At 71.9% G+C, this 15,689-nt stretch carries 16 protein-coding genes and 1 tRNA gene; 8 read left to right on the top strand and 9 right to left on the bottom strand.

The genetic code is table 11. From position 1 onward, the window contains the following. Window positions 1-1,725, bottom strand: a complete 1,725-nt coding sequence (locus HCJ94_RS09145) for a hypothetical protein (protein ID WP_168000528.1) — start codon at window positions 1,723-1,725, stop codon at window positions 1-3. Window positions 1,726-2,173: 448 nt separating this feature from the next. Between HCJ94_RS09145 and HCJ94_RS09150 the strand changes: the two genes are divergently transcribed. After that, window positions 2,174-3,904, top strand: coding sequence for an O-antigen ligase family protein (locus tag HCJ94_RS09150; RefSeq protein WP_168000529.1), 1,731 nt, complete (start codon window positions 2,174-2,176; stop codon window positions 3,902-3,904). 20 nt (window positions 3,905-3,924) lie between these two features. After that, window positions 3,925-5,397: a glycosyltransferase gene (locus HCJ94_RS09155; protein ID WP_168000530.1), complete on the top strand. Its 1,473-nt coding sequence runs from the start codon at window positions 3,925-3,927 to the stop codon at window positions 5,395-5,397. Between the two features lie 77 nt (window positions 5,398-5,474). On the opposite strand, the gene HCJ94_RS09160 is transcribed toward HCJ94_RS09155, so the two are convergent. Next, window positions 5,475-6,884: a sugar transferase gene (locus HCJ94_RS09160; RefSeq protein ID WP_168000559.1), complete on the bottom strand. Its 1,410-nt coding sequence runs from the start codon at window positions 6,882-6,884 to the stop codon at window positions 5,475-5,477. A gap of 234 nt (window positions 6,885-7,118) precedes the next feature. Further along, a complete protein-coding gene (locus HCJ94_RS09165) occupies window positions 7,119-8,186 on the bottom strand; it encodes an LCP family protein (protein WP_168000531.1) in 1,068 nt (355 codons plus the stop codon). A gap of 117 nt (window positions 8,187-8,303) precedes the next feature. Here HCJ94_RS09165 and HCJ94_RS09170 point away from each other — a divergent pair, with 117 nt between their 5' ends. Further along, window positions 8,304-9,137, top strand: coding sequence for an O-methyltransferase (locus HCJ94_RS09170; RefSeq protein ID WP_168000532.1), 834 nt, complete (start codon window positions 8,304-8,306; stop codon window positions 9,135-9,137). Window positions 9,138-9,141: 4 nt separating this feature from the next. Further along, window positions 9,142-9,960 (top strand): MOSC domain-containing protein, encoded by an 819-nt coding sequence (locus HCJ94_RS09175; RefSeq protein WP_168000533.1) that lies wholly within the window; start codon window positions 9,142-9,144, stop codon window positions 9,958-9,960. 24 nt (window positions 9,961-9,984) lie between these two features. Here the strand turns inward: HCJ94_RS09175 and HCJ94_RS09180 are convergent, their stop codons facing one another. From HCJ94_RS09180 to bcp, 6 genes are all read right to left on the bottom strand, one after another. Next, window positions 9,985-10,533 (bottom strand): GNAT family N-acetyltransferase, encoded by a 549-nt coding sequence (locus tag HCJ94_RS09180; RefSeq protein WP_168000534.1) that lies wholly within the window; start codon window positions 10,531-10,533, stop codon window positions 9,985-9,987. 51 nt (window positions 10,534-10,584) lie between these two features. Next, window positions 10,585-10,770, bottom strand: coding sequence for a VOC family protein (locus HCJ94_RS31435; protein WP_373684224.1), 186 nt, complete (start codon window positions 10,768-10,770; stop codon window positions 10,585-10,587). Next, on the bottom strand, window positions 10,683-11,231 hold the full coding sequence (locus HCJ94_RS09185) for a LuxR C-terminal-related transcriptional regulator (RefSeq protein ID WP_168000535.1): 549 nt from the start codon (window positions 11,229-11,231) through the stop codon (window positions 10,683-10,685). The genes HCJ94_RS31435 and HCJ94_RS09185 overlap by 88 nt, the downstream gene beginning before the upstream one ends. 62 nt (window positions 11,232-11,293) lie before the next feature. Next, window positions 11,294-11,380 (bottom strand) — tRNA-Leu (locus tag HCJ94_RS09190). A gap of 82 nt (window positions 11,381-11,462) precedes the next feature. Next, on the bottom strand, window positions 11,463-12,194 hold the full coding sequence (locus HCJ94_RS09195; RefSeq protein WP_168000536.1) for an HNH endonuclease signature motif containing protein: 732 nt from the start codon (window positions 12,192-12,194) through the stop codon (window positions 11,463-11,465). Between the two features lie 31 nt (window positions 12,195-12,225). Further along, complete coding sequence (gene bcp, locus HCJ94_RS09200; protein WP_168000537.1) at window positions 12,226-12,702, bottom strand: thioredoxin-dependent thiol peroxidase; 477 nt, start codon at window positions 12,700-12,702, stop codon at window positions 12,226-12,228. A 168-nt stretch (window positions 12,703-12,870) separates the two neighbouring features. On the opposite strand from bcp, the gene HCJ94_RS09205 reads away from it, so the two are divergent. The 4 genes from HCJ94_RS09205 to HCJ94_RS09220 are packed head-to-tail and all read left to right on the top strand — an operon-like array spanning window position 12,871 to window position 15,526. After that, window positions 12,871-13,587 carry an energy-coupling factor ABC transporter permease gene (locus HCJ94_RS09205; RefSeq protein WP_168000538.1) on the top strand — a complete coding sequence of 239 codons (717 nt, stop codon included), beginning with the start codon at window positions 12,871-12,873 and terminating at the stop codon, window positions 13,585-13,587. Next, a complete protein-coding gene (locus tag HCJ94_RS09210; protein ID WP_168000539.1) occupies window positions 13,584-13,976 on the top strand; it encodes a PDGLE domain-containing protein in 393 nt (130 codons plus the stop codon). Before HCJ94_RS09205 ends, HCJ94_RS09210 begins: the two co-directional genes overlap by 4 nt. Before the next feature lie 12 nt (window positions 13,977-13,988). After that, the gene (gene cbiQ / locus HCJ94_RS09215) at window positions 13,989-14,759 is read left to right on the top strand and encodes a cobalt ECF transporter T component CbiQ (protein WP_168000540.1); all 771 of its coding nucleotides are present in this window, start codon (window positions 13,989-13,991) and stop codon (window positions 14,757-14,759) included. Next, window positions 14,756-15,526, top strand: a complete 771-nt coding sequence (locus HCJ94_RS09220; protein WP_168000541.1) for an energy-coupling factor ABC transporter ATP-binding protein — start codon at window positions 14,756-14,758, stop codon at window positions 15,524-15,526. The genes cbiQ and HCJ94_RS09220 overlap by 4 nt, the downstream gene beginning before the upstream one ends. The last annotated feature ends 163 nt before the right edge of the window (window positions 15,527-15,689 follow it).

The following is a 15,689-nucleotide window of genomic DNA, read 5'->3' on the forward strand; positions in this document are numbered from 1 at the left end:
TCACCAGGTGGCGCCGGTCTGCAGGTTCTGCCAGACCATGCCGGCGCACACCACCGGGCCGGTGCCACACGACAGCCTGGCGTTCGTGTTCGTGGCCGAGCTGCCCTCGGCGCGGACGAGCCGGCTGACGTCGACGGTTAGGTCCAGCACGTACGACGTCACCGAGCCGCCGGAGCCGGCCGCCACACCCTGCGCACCGGGGGCGGTGCGCAGGGTGTTGCCCCGGACGACTGTGGCGCCCGAGCCGCGCACCTTCGCGACCCCGCCGGTCGTGTCGTCGATGGTCACCCGCGACAACAGCAGCTCGGTGCGGGTGTTCAGGTCGACCAGCCACGCCTTCCCCGCCGTCCGCACGTTGGTGAAGGCCACCCGGGGCAGCGTGTGGGTCGCCGCCGGGGCGGCGACCAGACCACCGCCACGGCCGGCGACACCCGCGTCCGACACGCTCGCCTGCAGCACCGCAGCGTTCGCCGCCCATCCAGGCAGCTCCAGCAGGAAGCTGTCGCCGGGCGTCGCGGCGCTGACCGCCCGGACGGTCAGCTCGTCAACCTTGCCGGCGACCTGCAGGACGGCGGCGCCCGCAGCCGACGCGGCGACGGTCAGCCGGTCCACCCGGAGCCGCTGGACCCTGGCGGAGGGATCGACGCCCACGACGGGTCCAGCGCCGAGATGAGCGATGTCGACGTCCTCGACGGTCAGCTCGGCGACGGTCGCGGCGGCGATCGGCGCGACCCGCACCACGGCGCCGTCCGAGCCCGGGTCGGCGAACGTGACTCCCCGGACGTGGACGCGGCCGACGTTCGACCCGCTCACGTACACGACGTGTCGACCGGGGACGGTCGTCGCACTGACGTGCTCGACGACCAGGTCGTCGACCTGGCCGCCACTGGTACGCCATTCGGCGGTGTCGTCGCCGACCCAGACGACGTTGTTGCGGGCGTGGCCGGCGACGCCGCGGACGGTGGTGCGCACCGCCGCGGTCTCCGGCGATCCGCCGAGCACCTTCACCAGCGCCGCGGCCGAGGTCACGTCGACGTCCTCGATGGTCGTGTCGGTGACCGGTCCCGAGACGTCGTCGTAGGCCTGCCAGTCCCGGGGTGTGATCGCGACCGTGTCGTCACCCGTCGACCCCCGCAGGGTGGCCACCCTGGTCCGCGCGGCCGGCCCCTGGATGTGCACACCGTCGGACTGCACGTTGAAGCGGATGCGGGTGACGGTGGCGTCGGTGACGTCACCGAGGGAGATGGCGTACTTGTCGCCGGAGGTCTCCACCGCCAGTCCCTTGAGCACGAGGTGGTCGACCCGCCGGAACCGCAGTGTGTGCAGGTCGGGGCCGACGCCCCCGACCCCGCCGGCGCGCACCCACGTGCCGCCGACCACGACGATGTTCCGGTCCCGACCGCCGCCAGCGACCGCCCGGTTGGTGAGGAGGTTGCAGCCGCTACCCGTCGTCAGGGTGACGGTGCACTCCGACATCATCAGCGTGGTGCCGCTGTGCACCATCAGCGGGGCGCTGACCCGGTAGGCGGCGCCGCGGGGGCCACGGACGAGGCCGCCAGCGCCGGCGCGGAGGGCGGCGTTCAGGGCGGCGGTGTCGTCGCCTCCGGACGGGGCGGGCAGCACGATGCGCTTGGGCCGCGGGGAGTCGCCGGCCAAGACCACGCCGCCAGCAACGGCGATCAGGCTGCGGCGGTTGATCATCTGCGGCTCCGGGGTGATCAGCAACCTCGTCAGGAGGCCGTTGTGGCGCACCCGGCCAGAAACCGGAACACACGCCGCGGGAATCCTACTGAACCCACCCGGCGGCGGGCGTGCCGGGCGAAACTTCCGGTAGCGCTCGCCGTCGCCGTGCCTGATACTCTGTGCCGCAACGGCCGCTGGCCGTGATGTTCGACCTACCACTTAGCACGACCGCTCTGGTCACAGGGTCGCCTCGGCTGTGGTCGTCCCGCGACTGTCACGGCAACCGGTTCGGTGTTGGTGTCAGTGGGTTCTGTCAGCGAAGGCCGACGGAATCGGTCACGGGGCAAAGGCGGCGATGGGTTCCAGAGGAACGTCGACTGGTTCGGGCGCCGACGCCGACCGCCAGTCCCCCCGTCGACACCCCGCGGGACCGGAACACGTCGCTGTCGCGGGGCACCCGTCGCATCCGCTGTCCCGTGCCCTCGGGCCCTTGGCCGCCGCCGCGCGGCACCCGGTCGGGTGGGCGTCCTGCGCGGCCGCGGTGCTCTCCGCCGCGTACATCGCCTGGACGGTGCCGTCACCTGTCGGGATCGTCCTCGCCGCCACGCTGCCTCTCCTCGTGCTCCGCCTTCCCGCGACGGGCATCGTGCTCGTGGCCGTGCTCGCCCAAGAGATCAAACCCAACGGGCGCTTCGGAGAGCTGACCACGCTGGGCCACCAGGTGTTCCTCAGCTCCGGGAAGGTCCCTGTCATCCTGCCGCTCGCGTTGACGGCCGCGCTCGCGGCCGTCGCACGGTGGTGGCCCATCAAGCGTCCTCGGCTCCGGTCCCTCGGGGGGTTGCTCCTCGGGCTGGCCGTGGCCCTCGTCGTCCTGGCCGTCGGCAGCGGCCTGCTTCACGGGCAGTCGCCCCTCTCGGCCGTCAACCAGAACGCGCGACCCTTCGTCCTGCTGGTTCTCGGGCTGGTCGTAGGGGCGAGCCTGCGGTGGCTTCCGGACGACCGGAAGTCGCTGCCCCGGGTGGTCGGAGCAGCGCTGGTCGGTCTGCTCGTGGCGGCAGCGGTCGCCATCCCTCTCGGTGAGATCGCCGACGAACGGCTCAGCGCCTACTTCGTCTTCTACGACTCGGCGCTGCCGGCGGTCGCGGCGGCGGTGTTGCTGGGCATGCTCGGCGACACCGGGTGGCGCTGGGACTGGCGGCACATCGCCGTGGCCGTCGCGGCGCCGCTGGTCATCGTCCTCAGCTTCCGCCGGAGCGTGTGGCTGGCGGCTCTGGTCGTGCTCATCCCCGTCCTCGTGGTCGCGTGGTCACGATGGCGGCGGGTGTTCCAGCAGCTCGCCTTCTCGGGCCTCGTGGTGGCGGTGGTGGTGCTGTCGGCACCGGGCCTCGCCGCGGACGTCGGCCTCCGCAGCTTGGGAAGCTTCGCGCGCGGCAGCAGCGAACCGGTCGCGAGCGGTCGGTGGTTCACCCCGAGCAGGCCGGCCCCCACCGGCGGGGCATCGGCGATCGCGCAACCGACGGCGACGAGCCGCCCGTCCGCCACGAGCCGCCCGACGGCGACGAGCCGCCCGTCCGCCACGAGCCGCCCGACCGCGACGAGCCGCCCGTCCGCGACCGGGAGGCCGGCCGCGACCGGCGGACCTGCGGCGACCGGGGGTGCGCAAACACCCCCGCCCAACCCGTCGGCAACACCCGGCCGGCCGTCACCGCCGCCGGGGCCGGGGAGTGCCGAACATCAGGCGGCGTCAACGAGTGGCCACATCAGCGATCTCCGCGTCGGGTGGGATCACGTACGGGAGAACTTCTGGACCGGCATCGGCCCTCTCGCCCCGCAACTGAAGGGACTGGTGGCCGACAAGGCGGAGCGGGTCTACGTGCACAACGAACTGCTCCAGAACTGGCTGCGGTATGGCCCGGTGGCACCGGTGCTCGTGATCCTGTTCCTCACGGTCGCCGGGCTGTTGGGACTGGCCCGGCTCCGCGACGCCGCCAGTGACGTCGTCCTCCGGGCGGCGGCCGGGTTCTGCCTGATCGCACCGCTGTGTCTCATGACCGCCCCGTTCCTGTCCGAGACCAGCCGGTGGCCGCTCGTGATGGGGCTGGCGGCCGGAATCCTCGCCCCGCTCCTCTCAGACCGGCGCGGGCCGGATCGGCGGACCGCGCAGTCCGGCTCACCACCGCCGTCGAGCCGAAACGGCCGTGCGGAACAGATCGCCGTCTGACGTCCGAAGAAGGCCAGGTCATGACTGACACACCGCCCCGCGCGCTGCGGCTCGCCCTCTGGGCTCAGCGCCAGGCACACGTCGTACCGGCGCCGTTGCGCCGGCTGGGCGGGCGTACCCTCCGCCGACTCACCAGTTCCGACGCCGGCACGGCGGGCCCGAGCGAGGACTGGTCCCTTCCGCTGGTGCCCGGCGCAGGCGTCGGTGACCTGGAAGCACTCCGGCCGGTCGCCGGCGACTCGCGGCCGGCGTTCCCACGGCCCGCCGCCGAGGCCGCCGGCTCCCGGCGGGTGCGCTGTGCCATCGCCGCGAGCGTGCTCGACGTGGGGGGTGCGGAGGAGGTCGCGTCTTTCCTTGCCCGGCGGCTCCCCTCCCACAACTTCGAGACCGTGGTCGTCTACTCGGGCACGCGCCTTCCCGGTCAGGATGGCGAGGGCGGGCGTCTCGCCCGGGCCCTCGCGGCTGAGGGGGTCGCAACCCAGCTGCTCACCCCCGCGGACGCCGCTGTGTGGATGCGGTCGTGGCAACCCGATGTGGTCAGCGCGCACAACGCCGACGACTGGCTGCTCGACGTGGCCGCCGAACTCGGCGTCCCGTGGGTGGAGACGCTGCACGACATGCACCGGCTCTACCACCCCCACGCCTGGGAGCCGGAACGCCGGCGGGCACAGCGGATCTCCGCGCAGGTCGCGGTCAGCGAGCTCGTCCGTCAGCAGTATCTCGCCCGCAACCCGGCCTATCCCGGTGACCGCGTGGTCACGGTGCCGAACGGTGTGGACGCCTCGCGCGTTCTCCTCGTGGACCGGGCGCAGGCCCGCGCCGCCCTCGGGCTGACGGATGAGTTCCTCTTCGTCTCCCTGGCGCGGTACTGCCTGCAGAAGAACACGTTCGGCCTGGTGACGGCCTTTGCCGACGTGGCGGCCGAGCACCCGGACGCCCTCCTGTTGGTGGCGGGTCGTGCCAACGACGACCTGCTGTACTACGAGCAGACCCGGCAGCTCGCCGCGTCCCTGCCGAGCGCCGACCGGATCCACCTGCGTGGCCACTGCGCCAACCCGTTGGCCCTTCTGGCCGCGGCGGACGCCTTCGTCTTCGACTCCTTCTTCGAAGGCTGGTCGCTGGCGTCGATGGAGGCCCTGGCGGCCGGCGTTCCCGTGGTGATGACCGACGTCGGTGGGGCCCGGGAGCAGCTGGCGGACGGCCGGCGCGGGTACGTGGTCGCCAACCCCGCCGGGAAGGCCGAGCTGGTCGACTGGCCGGTGATCAACGACCTCCGGTACCGTCCGCAGGAGAATCGTGCCGAACTTTTCGCGGCGATGTCGTCGATGGTTCGCGAGCGTACGGCGTGGGCGGCCGACCGCCAGCGCCTGCGCGACGAGGCGATCCGACTCTTCTCGCCCGACGCGTCCCTGGCCGGACACGCGAACGTGTTGCGCGCCGTGGCGTTCGGTGAGCCCCTGCCGGCCCCGGCCCGGCAGTCCCACCTCGCCTAGCGGGAACAGCGGACGACCTGGGGCGCCTGTGACGCCCGAGGTCGTCCGCTGTTCGGTTGTTACCGGGGGTCGAGCGGTCAGCGGCCGCCGGCCCGGAACACCTCCGAGATCGTGCGGAACACCACCTTGACGTCCAACCAGAGCGACCAGTTCTCGATGTAGTAGTTGTCGAACCTCGCCCGGTCGGAGATCGGCGTGTCGCCGCGCAGGCCGCTGACCTGCGCGAGCCCGGTGAGCCCGACCGGGACCCGGTGACGCGACGCGTAGTTGGGGTACTCGGCCGAGAACTTCTCGACGAAGTACGGCCGTTCCGGGCGCGGCCCCACCACGCTCATGTCGCCACGCAGGATGTTCCACAGCTGCGGCAGTTCGTCCAGCGACGTCCGGCGCATGAGCCGGCCGATGGGACCGACCCGGTTGTCGTGCGCGATCGACCAGTTCGTCTGGGACTCGTGCTCGTTCACCGGCCGCATCGACCGGAACTTGATTACCTTGAACGGCTTGCCGTAGCGGCCGATCCGCTCCTGGTAGAAGAAGATGCTCGGACCCCCGTCGATGAACGTGGCGATGGCGCAGAGCAGCAGTAGCGGGCTCAACACGATCAGCGCCGTGGCGGCGAACACCACATCCGACGCTCGCTTGATGGCCCATCGCGGGCCGGAGAGCGTGATGTCTCCGATCTTGATGATCGGGATGGCCCCGATGTGGTCGGGATATCCGCCATGGGAGCGGGAGCCCCACAGGCGCGGCACCGCCCAGAGGTCGCAGCGCGAGCTGCGGGGTCGGAGCAGGGTCTCCATGAGAGTGGACTCGACGCAGTCCGGATCGGCGATGACCAGGACTTCGCACTCCAGCAGGCGGACGAGGTGTTCGAGGTCATCGAGGGTGCCGCTGGGCGGAAGCGCGCCGGTGCCCTGGCGCGACGGCGCGTCGACGCAACCGACGAACCGCAGGCCGTACCGGGGATAGCGGCGCAGCAGCCGGGCGAGTTCGACGCCGATGGGGCCGCTGCCGATGATGATCGCGTTGTGTTCCACCCAGCGGTGCTTCCGCACGAAGTTGGTGAGCGCGCGGCTGGCCGCACGGCCGAGGATCACCAGCGCCGCCGAGAGCGCCACACCGCGCATGAACCCGCCGACGTACTCCACCGAGGCGTGCCGCTCCGCCGCGATGATGGCCACCACCGCGGCGGAGGCCAGCAGCCGCCCGGCGAGGCTCGGCAGTTCGTCGAGGATGCTCACGTGCCGGCGGGGCCGGTAGAGCCCGCCGGCCACGAAGATGGCCACCGTGAGGGCGGCGTTGGCCAGCGTCCCGCGCCAGTAGTCCTGGGACAGCAGCAGCGGGGCGGTCAGCGCGGCCACGTCGATCGGAACCGTCATCATCCACGACCGCAGCCAGCGCGTGCGGGACGAAGCGCGGGACTTCGCGTACGGCAGGACGGCGGTGGTGTCGAGACCGGCTCGCGTCGCGGCCGGGTCGTCCGGCATCGGAACGAGCGGGAGGTCCTCGTCGCTCGCGGTGTCGTGCGGCGACTGCCCCTCCTGCTGCATCACCCCACCGAAGCGCGGTGAGGGCGCAGAAGAACTCGTCGTCGGCTGGCTGGACATGGTCGATCCTCTCCCCCGTGAAAAGCCCTTCGGTCATGAAACTGACTCGGAGGGCGACCGCAGGATACGACCGGCTCGGACCTGCCGCCATAGGCGGCAAGCCAGTTCACGTTCCTACTTTGCGGCGGACAGGATCTCCGGCACCGCGTCGCGCCGGACCGCGTCGAAGAGGCGCTTCGCCTTCTCCTTGTCGGCCAGCACGACGCTCTCGTTGCCGATCCGGCCGGTCCCCTTCGTGGGACAGGTGAAGAACCCGAGGTTGCCGCTGCGCAGATGGCGGAGTTCCATCGCGAGGTCGAGCAGGGACATCGACTCGTCCACCGCCACCGAGTCCGCCGTGGCCCGGACGAACGAGTTCAGCTTGGTGGGGCTGGCCAACGTACCGCCCGAAGCCGCCTTGTCCAGGATCGCCTTGATCACCTGCTGCTGGTGCTTGATGCGGGTGAAGTCGCCGTCGGCGAAGGCGTAGCGCTCGCGCGCGTAGTCCAGCGCGGCGGCGCCGTCCATGGTCTGCCGGCCCGGGACGAACTCGCGCCGCCCGTCCGGGTTGAGCGAGTGCGTCGAGGTGAAGCCCTTGTCAACGGTGATCTCGATGCCGCCGAGGGCGTCGACGATGTCCTTGAAGCCGGCGAAGTCGACCATCGTCACGTGGTCGACGCGAACGCCGGTGAACTTCTCGACGGTCTGGACCATCAACGGAACGCCACCCCACGCGTACGATGCGTTGATCTTCGCGTCCCGGCCGCCACGCCCCTCCGGGGACTTTGGCACGTTCACCCAGGTGTCGCGGGGAATCGAGATGAGCTGGGCGCTCGACCGGTCCGCCGGAAGGTGGGCCAGGATGATGGTGTCGGCCCGGGAACCGGAGCTGTTGTTCGGGTCGCGGGAGTCGCTGCCCAGCATCATGATGTTCAGGGCGCCCTTGGCCACGACCTGCGGGCGGGACTCCTCCGGCACGCCTTCGAAGGCGTCGACGCGTTCGATACCCGACTCGACCGAGCGCAGGTACAGCCCGCCCGCGACCATGCCGCCGCCGCCGATCAGCGCCAGCACGAGGAGGGTGATCAGCGTGATCTTCTGCCACCGAGGACGCCGCTTGCCGGGTTTGTCGGTCGGCTCCAGTTCTCGGTGGAAGTCGAGAATCTGGGTGTCGGGCTCCGCGTACGACTGGCGCTCTCGCATGGCGTGATGCTACTGAGTCCGTTTCGGAATCGCGTACCCCCGTCCGGACCGGCCGGCTCCCCTGATGAATGAAAACTTTCATACCACCGGACCGACCCGGCCTGGTAGAACGCTCCCGTGGATCGAATCAAGCTCCGGCGGGCCATCGCCCGCACCCGGCTCGCCCCCGTCGCCGCCTTCCCCAAGCGCCTGCGGGCGGTCGCCCGCTACGACGCTAAGGTGCTGAGCACCTCGGCGCGCTGGCTGGTCCAGTCCCGCGAGCATCACAACTACACCTACGACCTGACCCCGCTGAGCCGCAACCACCTCGCCTGGTTGGTCAGCGTCGTCTGCGACATCCCGGTCAAGCAGGTGCGGGCGTACCTGGACGAGATCGAGGCCGACGACAACCTGCGGCAGCACCTCCAGCAGGCGATCGCCGGCGCCGAGCGCCGCGGCCTCGCCGACAAGCAGATCCGGTACGCCCGCCGAATCGGCTGGTACGCGATCGTGCGCGCCTCCCGCCCCAAGCACATCGTCGAGACCGGCGTCGACAAGGGCCTGGGCAGCGTCGTGCTCGCCGCCGCCCTGCTGCGCAACGCCGCCGAGGGGCACCCCGGCCGGGTCACCTCGCTGGACATCAACCCCGAGGCCGGCTACCTGGCCAAGGTCGCGCCCTGGTCCGAGGTCGTCGACCTGGTGATCGGCGACTCGCTGGCCTCTATCGCCGCGCTGGACCGGCCGGTCGACCTCTTCCTCCACGACAGCGACCACAGCACCGTCCACGAGCGGCGCGAGTTCACCGCCGTCGAGCCGAAGCTCGCCCCCGGCGCCATCCTGCTCACCGACAACGTGACCGTCACCAACGTCCTCGCCGAGCACGCCGAGCGCACCGGCCGGAAGTTCCTCGCCTACCGCGAGACGCCCGTCAACCACTGGTACCCCGGGGACGGCATCGGCGTGGCATGGTAGGCCGGTGCGGCTGAACGCGATCCACACGTACCCCGTCAAGGGGTCTCACCGGCTCGACCACGACGGCGCGCAGGTGCGGCCCTGGGGCCTGGCCGGCGACCGGCGCTGGATGGTCGTCGACGCCGCCGGTGTCGGCGTCACCCAGCGTGAGGTCGCCGGCCTCGTCGCGCTGCGCGCGGTGGCCCGCGACGGCGGCCTCACCCTGCGTGCCGACGGCCACCCCGACCTCGACGTCGCCGAGCCTTCCGGCGGCGAGCCGGTGCCGGTCCGCACCTTCCGCAGCCGCAAGCTGCCGGTGCCGGCCCTCCCAGCCGGGCCGGCGGCGGACGCGTGGGTCAGCGCCCTGCTCGACCGGCCGGTGCGCCTCGTCTGGCTGGCCCGGCCCACCCGTCACATCCCCGCCGAGGACCGCGAGCACGACACGGGTGACCAGGTCAGCTTCGCCGACGCCTACCCGTTGCTGCTGGCCAACGCCGCCTCGCTCGACGCGCTCAACGGATGGCTGGCCGACGCCGGTGAGCCACCGGTGCCGATGGCCCGTTTCCGCCCCAACCTCGTGGTCGAGGGCACCACCGCGTGGGCCGAGGACGAGTGGGTCGGGCGGCCACTGCGCATCGGAAGCGTGCGCTTCCGCGCCGCCGGGCCGTGCGACCGCTGCGTGGTCACCACCACGGACCAGGAGACCGGGGTACGCGGCAAGGAGCCGCTGCGCACCTTGGGCCGGTACCGCAACGTGCGGCAGAAGCTCCTCTTCGGACTGAACCTCGTCCCCGTGACGACGGGCCGCGTCGCCGTGGGCGACGAGGTGGTCGTGGACCGGTGACCAGGCTTTCTCGCTCCCGTGGGCTCACGCCCGAGGCGTGGGAGCCTCGGTAAGGCCCAGCCACATGAAGATCTCGTCGCGGTCGTCCCCGGGTGCCACCCGGAGCGCGCCGGGCAGCCGGCCGACCTCGCGGTACCCGAGACGCCGGTAGAACCGGTCCAGCCCCAACCCGTCACGGACGGTGATCTGCAGCGCCTGAAGGCCCAACCGGCGGCCCACGCGCTCGGCCTCGCGCATCAGGTCGAGGCCGTAACCGTGGCCCTGCGTGTCGGGGTGGACCATCACCCGGGTCAGCACCCGGTAGTGGGTCTTCAAGTGGAACCGGTTGTCGGTGAAGATCGCCATGGCGACGAGCCGCTCGCCCGCGTACCCGAGCAGCAGCCGGTCCGGGCCGCCGGCGATTCCCGCGAGCGTCGGATCGGCGATGGTGCGGACGTCGGCGGCGGTGACCGGTGCGACGAAGCCGACCGCGCCGCCGGCGTTGGTGACGTCGACCCAGAGCGCGACGATCTCCTCGCGCAGCTCGGGCGTCAGGTCGGGGTCGAGGACGAAGCGCAGAGTCACGCCGGCCATCCTGACCGGACGAACGCCCGCGCCGCCGCTGATCGTGACGAGCCTGACAGGTCAGCGAGGAACCACCTGGCACATCAGAGCGAGCGGCAGGTCGTCCGGGTCGGCGAAGAAGGCCATCCATTCCTCGACCCCCGACGGATGCCGGAAGATCATGTGTGGCGCCCCGACGAAATCCACCCCGCGTGCCCGCAGCTCGTCGTACGCGGCCTGGATGTCGGGAACGGTGAAGTAGAGGATCGACGGGCTGCCGGGTCGTCGCCCCGGTTCAGGTAAAGCCGGAGGTTGCCGCAGTCGAAGAAGGCGAGGTCGCCGTACGTGTAGAGGTGCGGCAGACCGAGGACGGATCCGTACCAGTCGACAGACCGGGCGATGTCCCGCACGGTCCGGGACACCTGCCCGACCGGTCCGAGGAGAGCAGTCACCGGGCTACCGTCCTTTCCCTGCTGATGAGGGGCCGCTGCGGCGAGCGCGCTGTCGGCCGGCACGCCGGACCAGCGCCGCAGCGCCGCGCGGCCCGGGAGGCCGAGTTTCGCGTACGCGTTCCGCACGTGGAAGCGCACCGCGTCGCGGCTGACGCCGGCCAAGTGGGCGATGCGCCGGTCCGACAGCCCGTGCCGGAGCAGGTGGACCACGCGCCACTCCGCTGGGGTCAGCACGTCCGGGTGGCGTGGTCGTCCCACCGGCCGCCGCTCGCTCACGCCGGTCAGGCTAGCCTCGGCGACCGCGGAATTACCCTCCCCCTGTTGGTAGGGGAGTTCAGTGGTGCGGGAGAGGGGATTCGAACCCCCACGTCCTCACGGACACAGGTTCCTAAGACCTGCGCGGCTGCCCATTACGCCACTCCCGCTCCGCCTGAGAGAGTCTAGAGCGTCCTACGGTTGCGGTGGTGAGGCCGGCAGCCCAAGTCGTGTCCACGCGGGGGGACGGGGCTACGGGGACGTTGCCGAGCGCCGCCCGCGACGGCGCGGGGCCGACGTTCCCGTTTCCTCCAGCCGTCGTGACAGGCGGTAGATGTGGTGCCGGGGGCAGCCGATGAGCTGGGCCGCCTCTACGGCTGCCAGCTCTCCCTCCGCGAACCGCCTGACTACCTGGTCGATCTCGTTCGCGCTGAGTCCCCGCAAGTCGGGCACCTGGCGCTCGGACGGTGACGCGTCCTGCGCCTCCATTCTGCGGGCAGAGGGGCTGCCGTCCGACTGTCGGTTGCGGCCCGCGTACGTGGGTGTCTGGCTGTGGCAGTTCGGGCAGAGCAGGCGCAGGTTGGGTGGGCGGTTGTCGAGGAAGTCGCCGTTGACGTGGTCGACGTGGAGGGTCAATGGCCGACCACGCCAGACCGCTCCCGTCCCGCACTCCTCGCACTCATCGGGCACGCCGATGGTGCCGAGGGCCCATTTCAGGCGGGTGCCCGGAGTGCGTCGGGATCCTTCCGGCAGGCGAACGAGCAACTGTGAGGAGGTGGTGCGTCGCTCACCCCGCCTGCCACGATTGTGGGCCTGGCCGGTGAAGTGGGACGTGTCGATGCCGAAGCGCTTGAGCTGCCGGCTGATGTGCGCGTGCGAACCGCCGCTCAGGCGTACGCCGAGCAGCCGCATCACCTCGGTGACGCTGTGCGCGGCGGCGGCCGCCTCGGCAAGCGCCTCGGGGGTGTACCGGTACCGGACCATGCACGCACCGTAGTGGCCCGGTGCGACAAGCTCAGTCGAGGCCCAGGTCGCGGCGCAGCTTGGCGACGTGGCCGGTGGCCTTGACGTTGTAGAGCGCCCGCTCGATCTTGCCGTCGGCGTCGATGACGAAGGTCGAGCGGATCACGCCGGTGACCGTCTTGCCGTACATCTGCTTCTCGCCGTACGCCCCGTACGCGGTCAGCACCGCCTTGTCGGTGTCGGAGACGAGCGGGAAGGTGATGGCGTCGCGCTCGCGGAACTTCGCGAGCTTTTCCGGCTTGTCGGGGGAGAGGCCGACGACCTCGTAGCCGGCGGCCTGGAGCGAGGCGAGCGAGTCGCGGAAGTCGCAGGCCTGCTTGGTGCAGCCGGGCGTCATGGCGGCCGGGTAGGCGTACAGCACGACCTTGCGGCCGCGCAGGTCGGCCAGCGAGAGCGTGTCACCGGTGTCGGTGGGGAGGCGGAACTCGGGGGCGGGGTCGCCGGGCGAGAGGCGGGCGGGCGCGGTCATGGCCCCGACCCTACCGCCGCACCGGCTCGCGTCGACGCGTCCGGAGCGATCGGTGGCGTGCTCCGTGATCAACGCCATCCCTTGTTGCCAGATATTGGCAACAGCGATGTGCCCCAAATAGGCTGACCCTGCCGGCGCGGACGGACCCGCCGACGCGTGGGAGGTCGCGTGGAAACCCTGGCGATGCACATCTCGAACGGGATCATCAACGGTCCCGTCGCCGCGGTCTTCGCGGCGATCGCGTTGGCCGCGTTGGCCGTCTGCGTGCTGCGCGGCCGGCAGGACCTGGACGACCGGCTGGCGCCGATGGCCGGCCTGGTCGCCGCCTTCATCTTCGCCGTGCAGATGCTCAACTTCCCGATCTTCACCGCCGGGGTCAGCGGCCACCTGCTCGGTGGCGCGCTCGCCGCGCTGCTGGTCGGCCCCTGGGTAGGTGCGCTCTGCGTCGCGGTCGTGCTCGTCGTGCAGGCGCTGGTCTTCGGCGACGGCGGCGTCGCGATGCTCGGCCTCAACATCACCAACATGGCGGTCCTCGGCACCGCCGCCGCGTACCTGCTGATCGCCGCCCTGCTGCGCGTCCTGCCGCGTACGCCGGCCGGGCTCGCCGTGACGGCGTTCGTGTCCGCGCTGGTGAGCGTCGTGGTGGCCGCGATGGGCTTCGTCGTGCAGTACCAGCTCGGCGGCACCACCGACCTCGGCGGCAACCTTGCCGGCCTGGCCGGCACGATGGCCGTCTCCCACCTGCTGATCGGCATCGGCGAGGGCCTGATCACGGCGACCACGGTGGTGACCGTCGCGAAGGTCCGGCCCGATCTCGTGTACGCGCTGCGCGCCCTCAAGCCGGCCGCGCCGGCGCCCGTCCCGGCGGTCGGAGGTGTCCGGTGAAGAAGCGGTCCTGGGGTTTCCTCGTCGGTGGGCTGCTGGTCGCCCTGCTGCTGGCCGGCGTGGTGAGCAACTTCGCCTCCGCGCACCCGGACGGGCTCGACTCGTCGCTGCGGGAGGGCTGCACCTTCGACGCCGAGGACAACGTCACCGGCGGCAGCTGTCCGGCGCTGCAGGAGAAGGAGCACGAGATCGGCGGTCCGCTGGCCGACTACGGCATCGCGGGGATCGACAACGAGTTCCTCTCCACCGGGCTTTCCGGCGTCCTCGGCGTCCTGCTGACCTTCGCCGTGGCCGGCGGTGCGTTCTGGCTGGTCCGCCGCCGTGGCAGCCACGCTGCGAACCGCGCGGACGCGACGGCGGAGCAGACCCCCGCCGGCCGGGCCGGCTGAGGGGGTACGACGATGGGCGCCGGCCACAGCCACCCGCTCTACCGTGAGTCCGGCTCGCCGGTGCACCGCCTCCCGCCGGAGGTGAAGATCGCGGCGATGGTGGCCTTCACCCTCGCCGTGGTCGCCACCCCCCGGGAGGCGCTGTGGGCCTTCGGCGCGTACGCGGTGCTGGTCGCCGTGGTCGCCGCCGCCGCGCGGGTCGGGCCCGGCTGGCTGTTGCGCCGGTCGCTGATCGAGCTGCCGTTCGTCCTGTTCGCCTTCGCCCTGCCGTTCCTCGGCGCGGGCGAGCGGGTGGACGTCCTCGGCCTGCGGCTGTCGGAGGATGGCCTGTACGGGGCGTGGAACATCCTCGCCAAGGGCACCCTGGGTGTGCTCGCGTCGTTGCTGCTCGCCGCGACCACGACGACCCGGGACCTGATCGTCGGCCTGGACCGGCTGCGCTGCCCGCAGATCCTCACGCAGATCGCCACGTTCATGCTGCGCTACCTGGAGGTGCTGGTCGGCGAGGCCCGCCGGATGCGGGTGGCCCGGGTCTCCCGGGGTGACGACCCGCGCTTCGTGTGGCAGCTCCGCGGCTTCGCCGCCGGTGTGGGCGCGCTGTTCCTGCGCGCGTACGAGCGGGGCGAGCGGGTGTACCTGGCGATGCTGTCGCGCGGCTACACCGGTCGGATGCCGGTGGTGTGGCACGGCGCGGGCGCGGCGACCGCCGGGCAGTGGCTGGCCGGTGCGGCGGTGCCGGTCGTGGCGGCCGTCGTCGCCGCCACCGCGCTCGCCCTGACATGATCGGTGACGTGCAGCCGACGACTCCCAGCCTCGACGTCCGTGGCGTGCGGTACGCGTACCCGGACGGGCACGTGGCGCTGCACGGTGTGGACCTGACGGTTCCCCGCGGCGACCGGGTGGCGCTGCTCGGCCCGAACGGCGCCGGCAAGACCACGCTGGTACTGCATCTCAACGGCATCCTCACCCCGACCGAGGGGAGCGTGTCGGTGGGCGGGCTGACGGTGAGTCAGGACCGGGCGACCCTCGCGGAGGTGCGCCGCCGGGTCGGCATCGTCTTCCAGGACCCGGACGACCAGCTCTTCCTGCCGACCGTGGCGGAGGACGTGGCGTTCGGCCCGGCCAACCTGGGGCTGCGCGGCGCCGAGCTGGCCGCCCGGGTGGACGAGGCGCTCGCCGCGGTGGGGATGGCCGAGCACCGCGACCGCGCGCCGCACCACCTGTCGTTCGGGCAGCGGCGTCGGGTGGCGGTGGCCACCGTCCTCGCCATGCACCCGGAGATCCTGGTCCTCGACGAGCCCTCGTCCAACCTGGACCCAGCCGCGCGGCGCGAGCTGGCCGAGATCCTGCGCGCCCTGCCGGTGACCCTGCTGATGGTCACCCACGACCTTCCGTACGCGCTGGAGCTGTGCGACCGCTCGGTGATCCTGGACGCCGGCCGCGTCGTAGCCGACGCCCCCACGGCAGACCTCCTGTCCGACGAGGACCTCCTGTCCCGCCACCGCCTCGAACTCCCCTACGGCTTCACCCCCCACCCCACCCCCCGCTGACCCGCGCGGGTCGACCCCGCGCCGGCACCCCTCGCCCTCGCTCTCGCCGATCTTGCACTTTCGGCCCCGACAAAAGCCGCGGATCCTGACACAAGAGGGGCAGAAAGCGCAAGATCGCGGGGCGGGGCGGGGCGGGGCGGGGCGGGGGGGGGGGGGGGGGGGG

The organism is Micromonospora thermarum, from assembly GCF_012034245.1.
Lineage (GTDB): Bacteria > Actinomycetota > Actinomycetes > Mycobacteriales > Micromonosporaceae > Micromonospora > Micromonospora thermarum.

What these genes read in the sequence shown, in the direction of transcription:
- HCJ94_RS09155 (WP_168000530.1), top strand. Translation starts at nt 3,925, where the DNA reads ATGACTGACACACCGCCCCGCGCGCTGCGGCTCGCCCTCTGGGCTCAG.
- HCJ94_RS09160 (WP_168000559.1), bottom strand. Translation starts at nt 6,884, where the DNA reads ATGCCGGACGACCCGGCCGCGACGCGAGCCGGTCTCGACACCACCGCC.
- HCJ94_RS09165 (WP_168000531.1), bottom strand. Translation starts at nt 8,186, where the DNA reads ATGCGAGAGCGCCAGTCGTACGCGGAGCCCGACACCCAGATTCTCGAC.
- HCJ94_RS09180 (WP_168000534.1), bottom strand. Translation starts at nt 10,533, where the DNA reads ATGGCCGGCGTGACTCTGCGCTTCGTCCTCGACCCCGACCTGACGCCC.
- HCJ94_RS09195 (WP_168000536.1), bottom strand. Translation starts at nt 12,194, where the DNA reads ATGGTCCGGTACCGGTACACCCCCGAGGCGCTTGCCGAGGCGGCCGCC.
- bcp (WP_168000537.1), bottom strand. Translation starts at nt 12,702, where the DNA reads ATGACCGCGCCCGCCCGCCTCTCGCCCGGCGACCCCGCCCCCGAGTTC.
- cbiQ (WP_168000540.1), top strand. Translation starts at nt 13,989, where the DNA reads ATGGGCGCCGGCCACAGCCACCCGCTCTACCGTGAGTCCGGCTCGCCG.
- HCJ94_RS09220 (WP_168000541.1), top strand. Translation starts at nt 14,756, where the DNA reads ATGATCGGTGACGTGCAGCCGACGACTCCCAGCCTCGACGTCCGTGGC.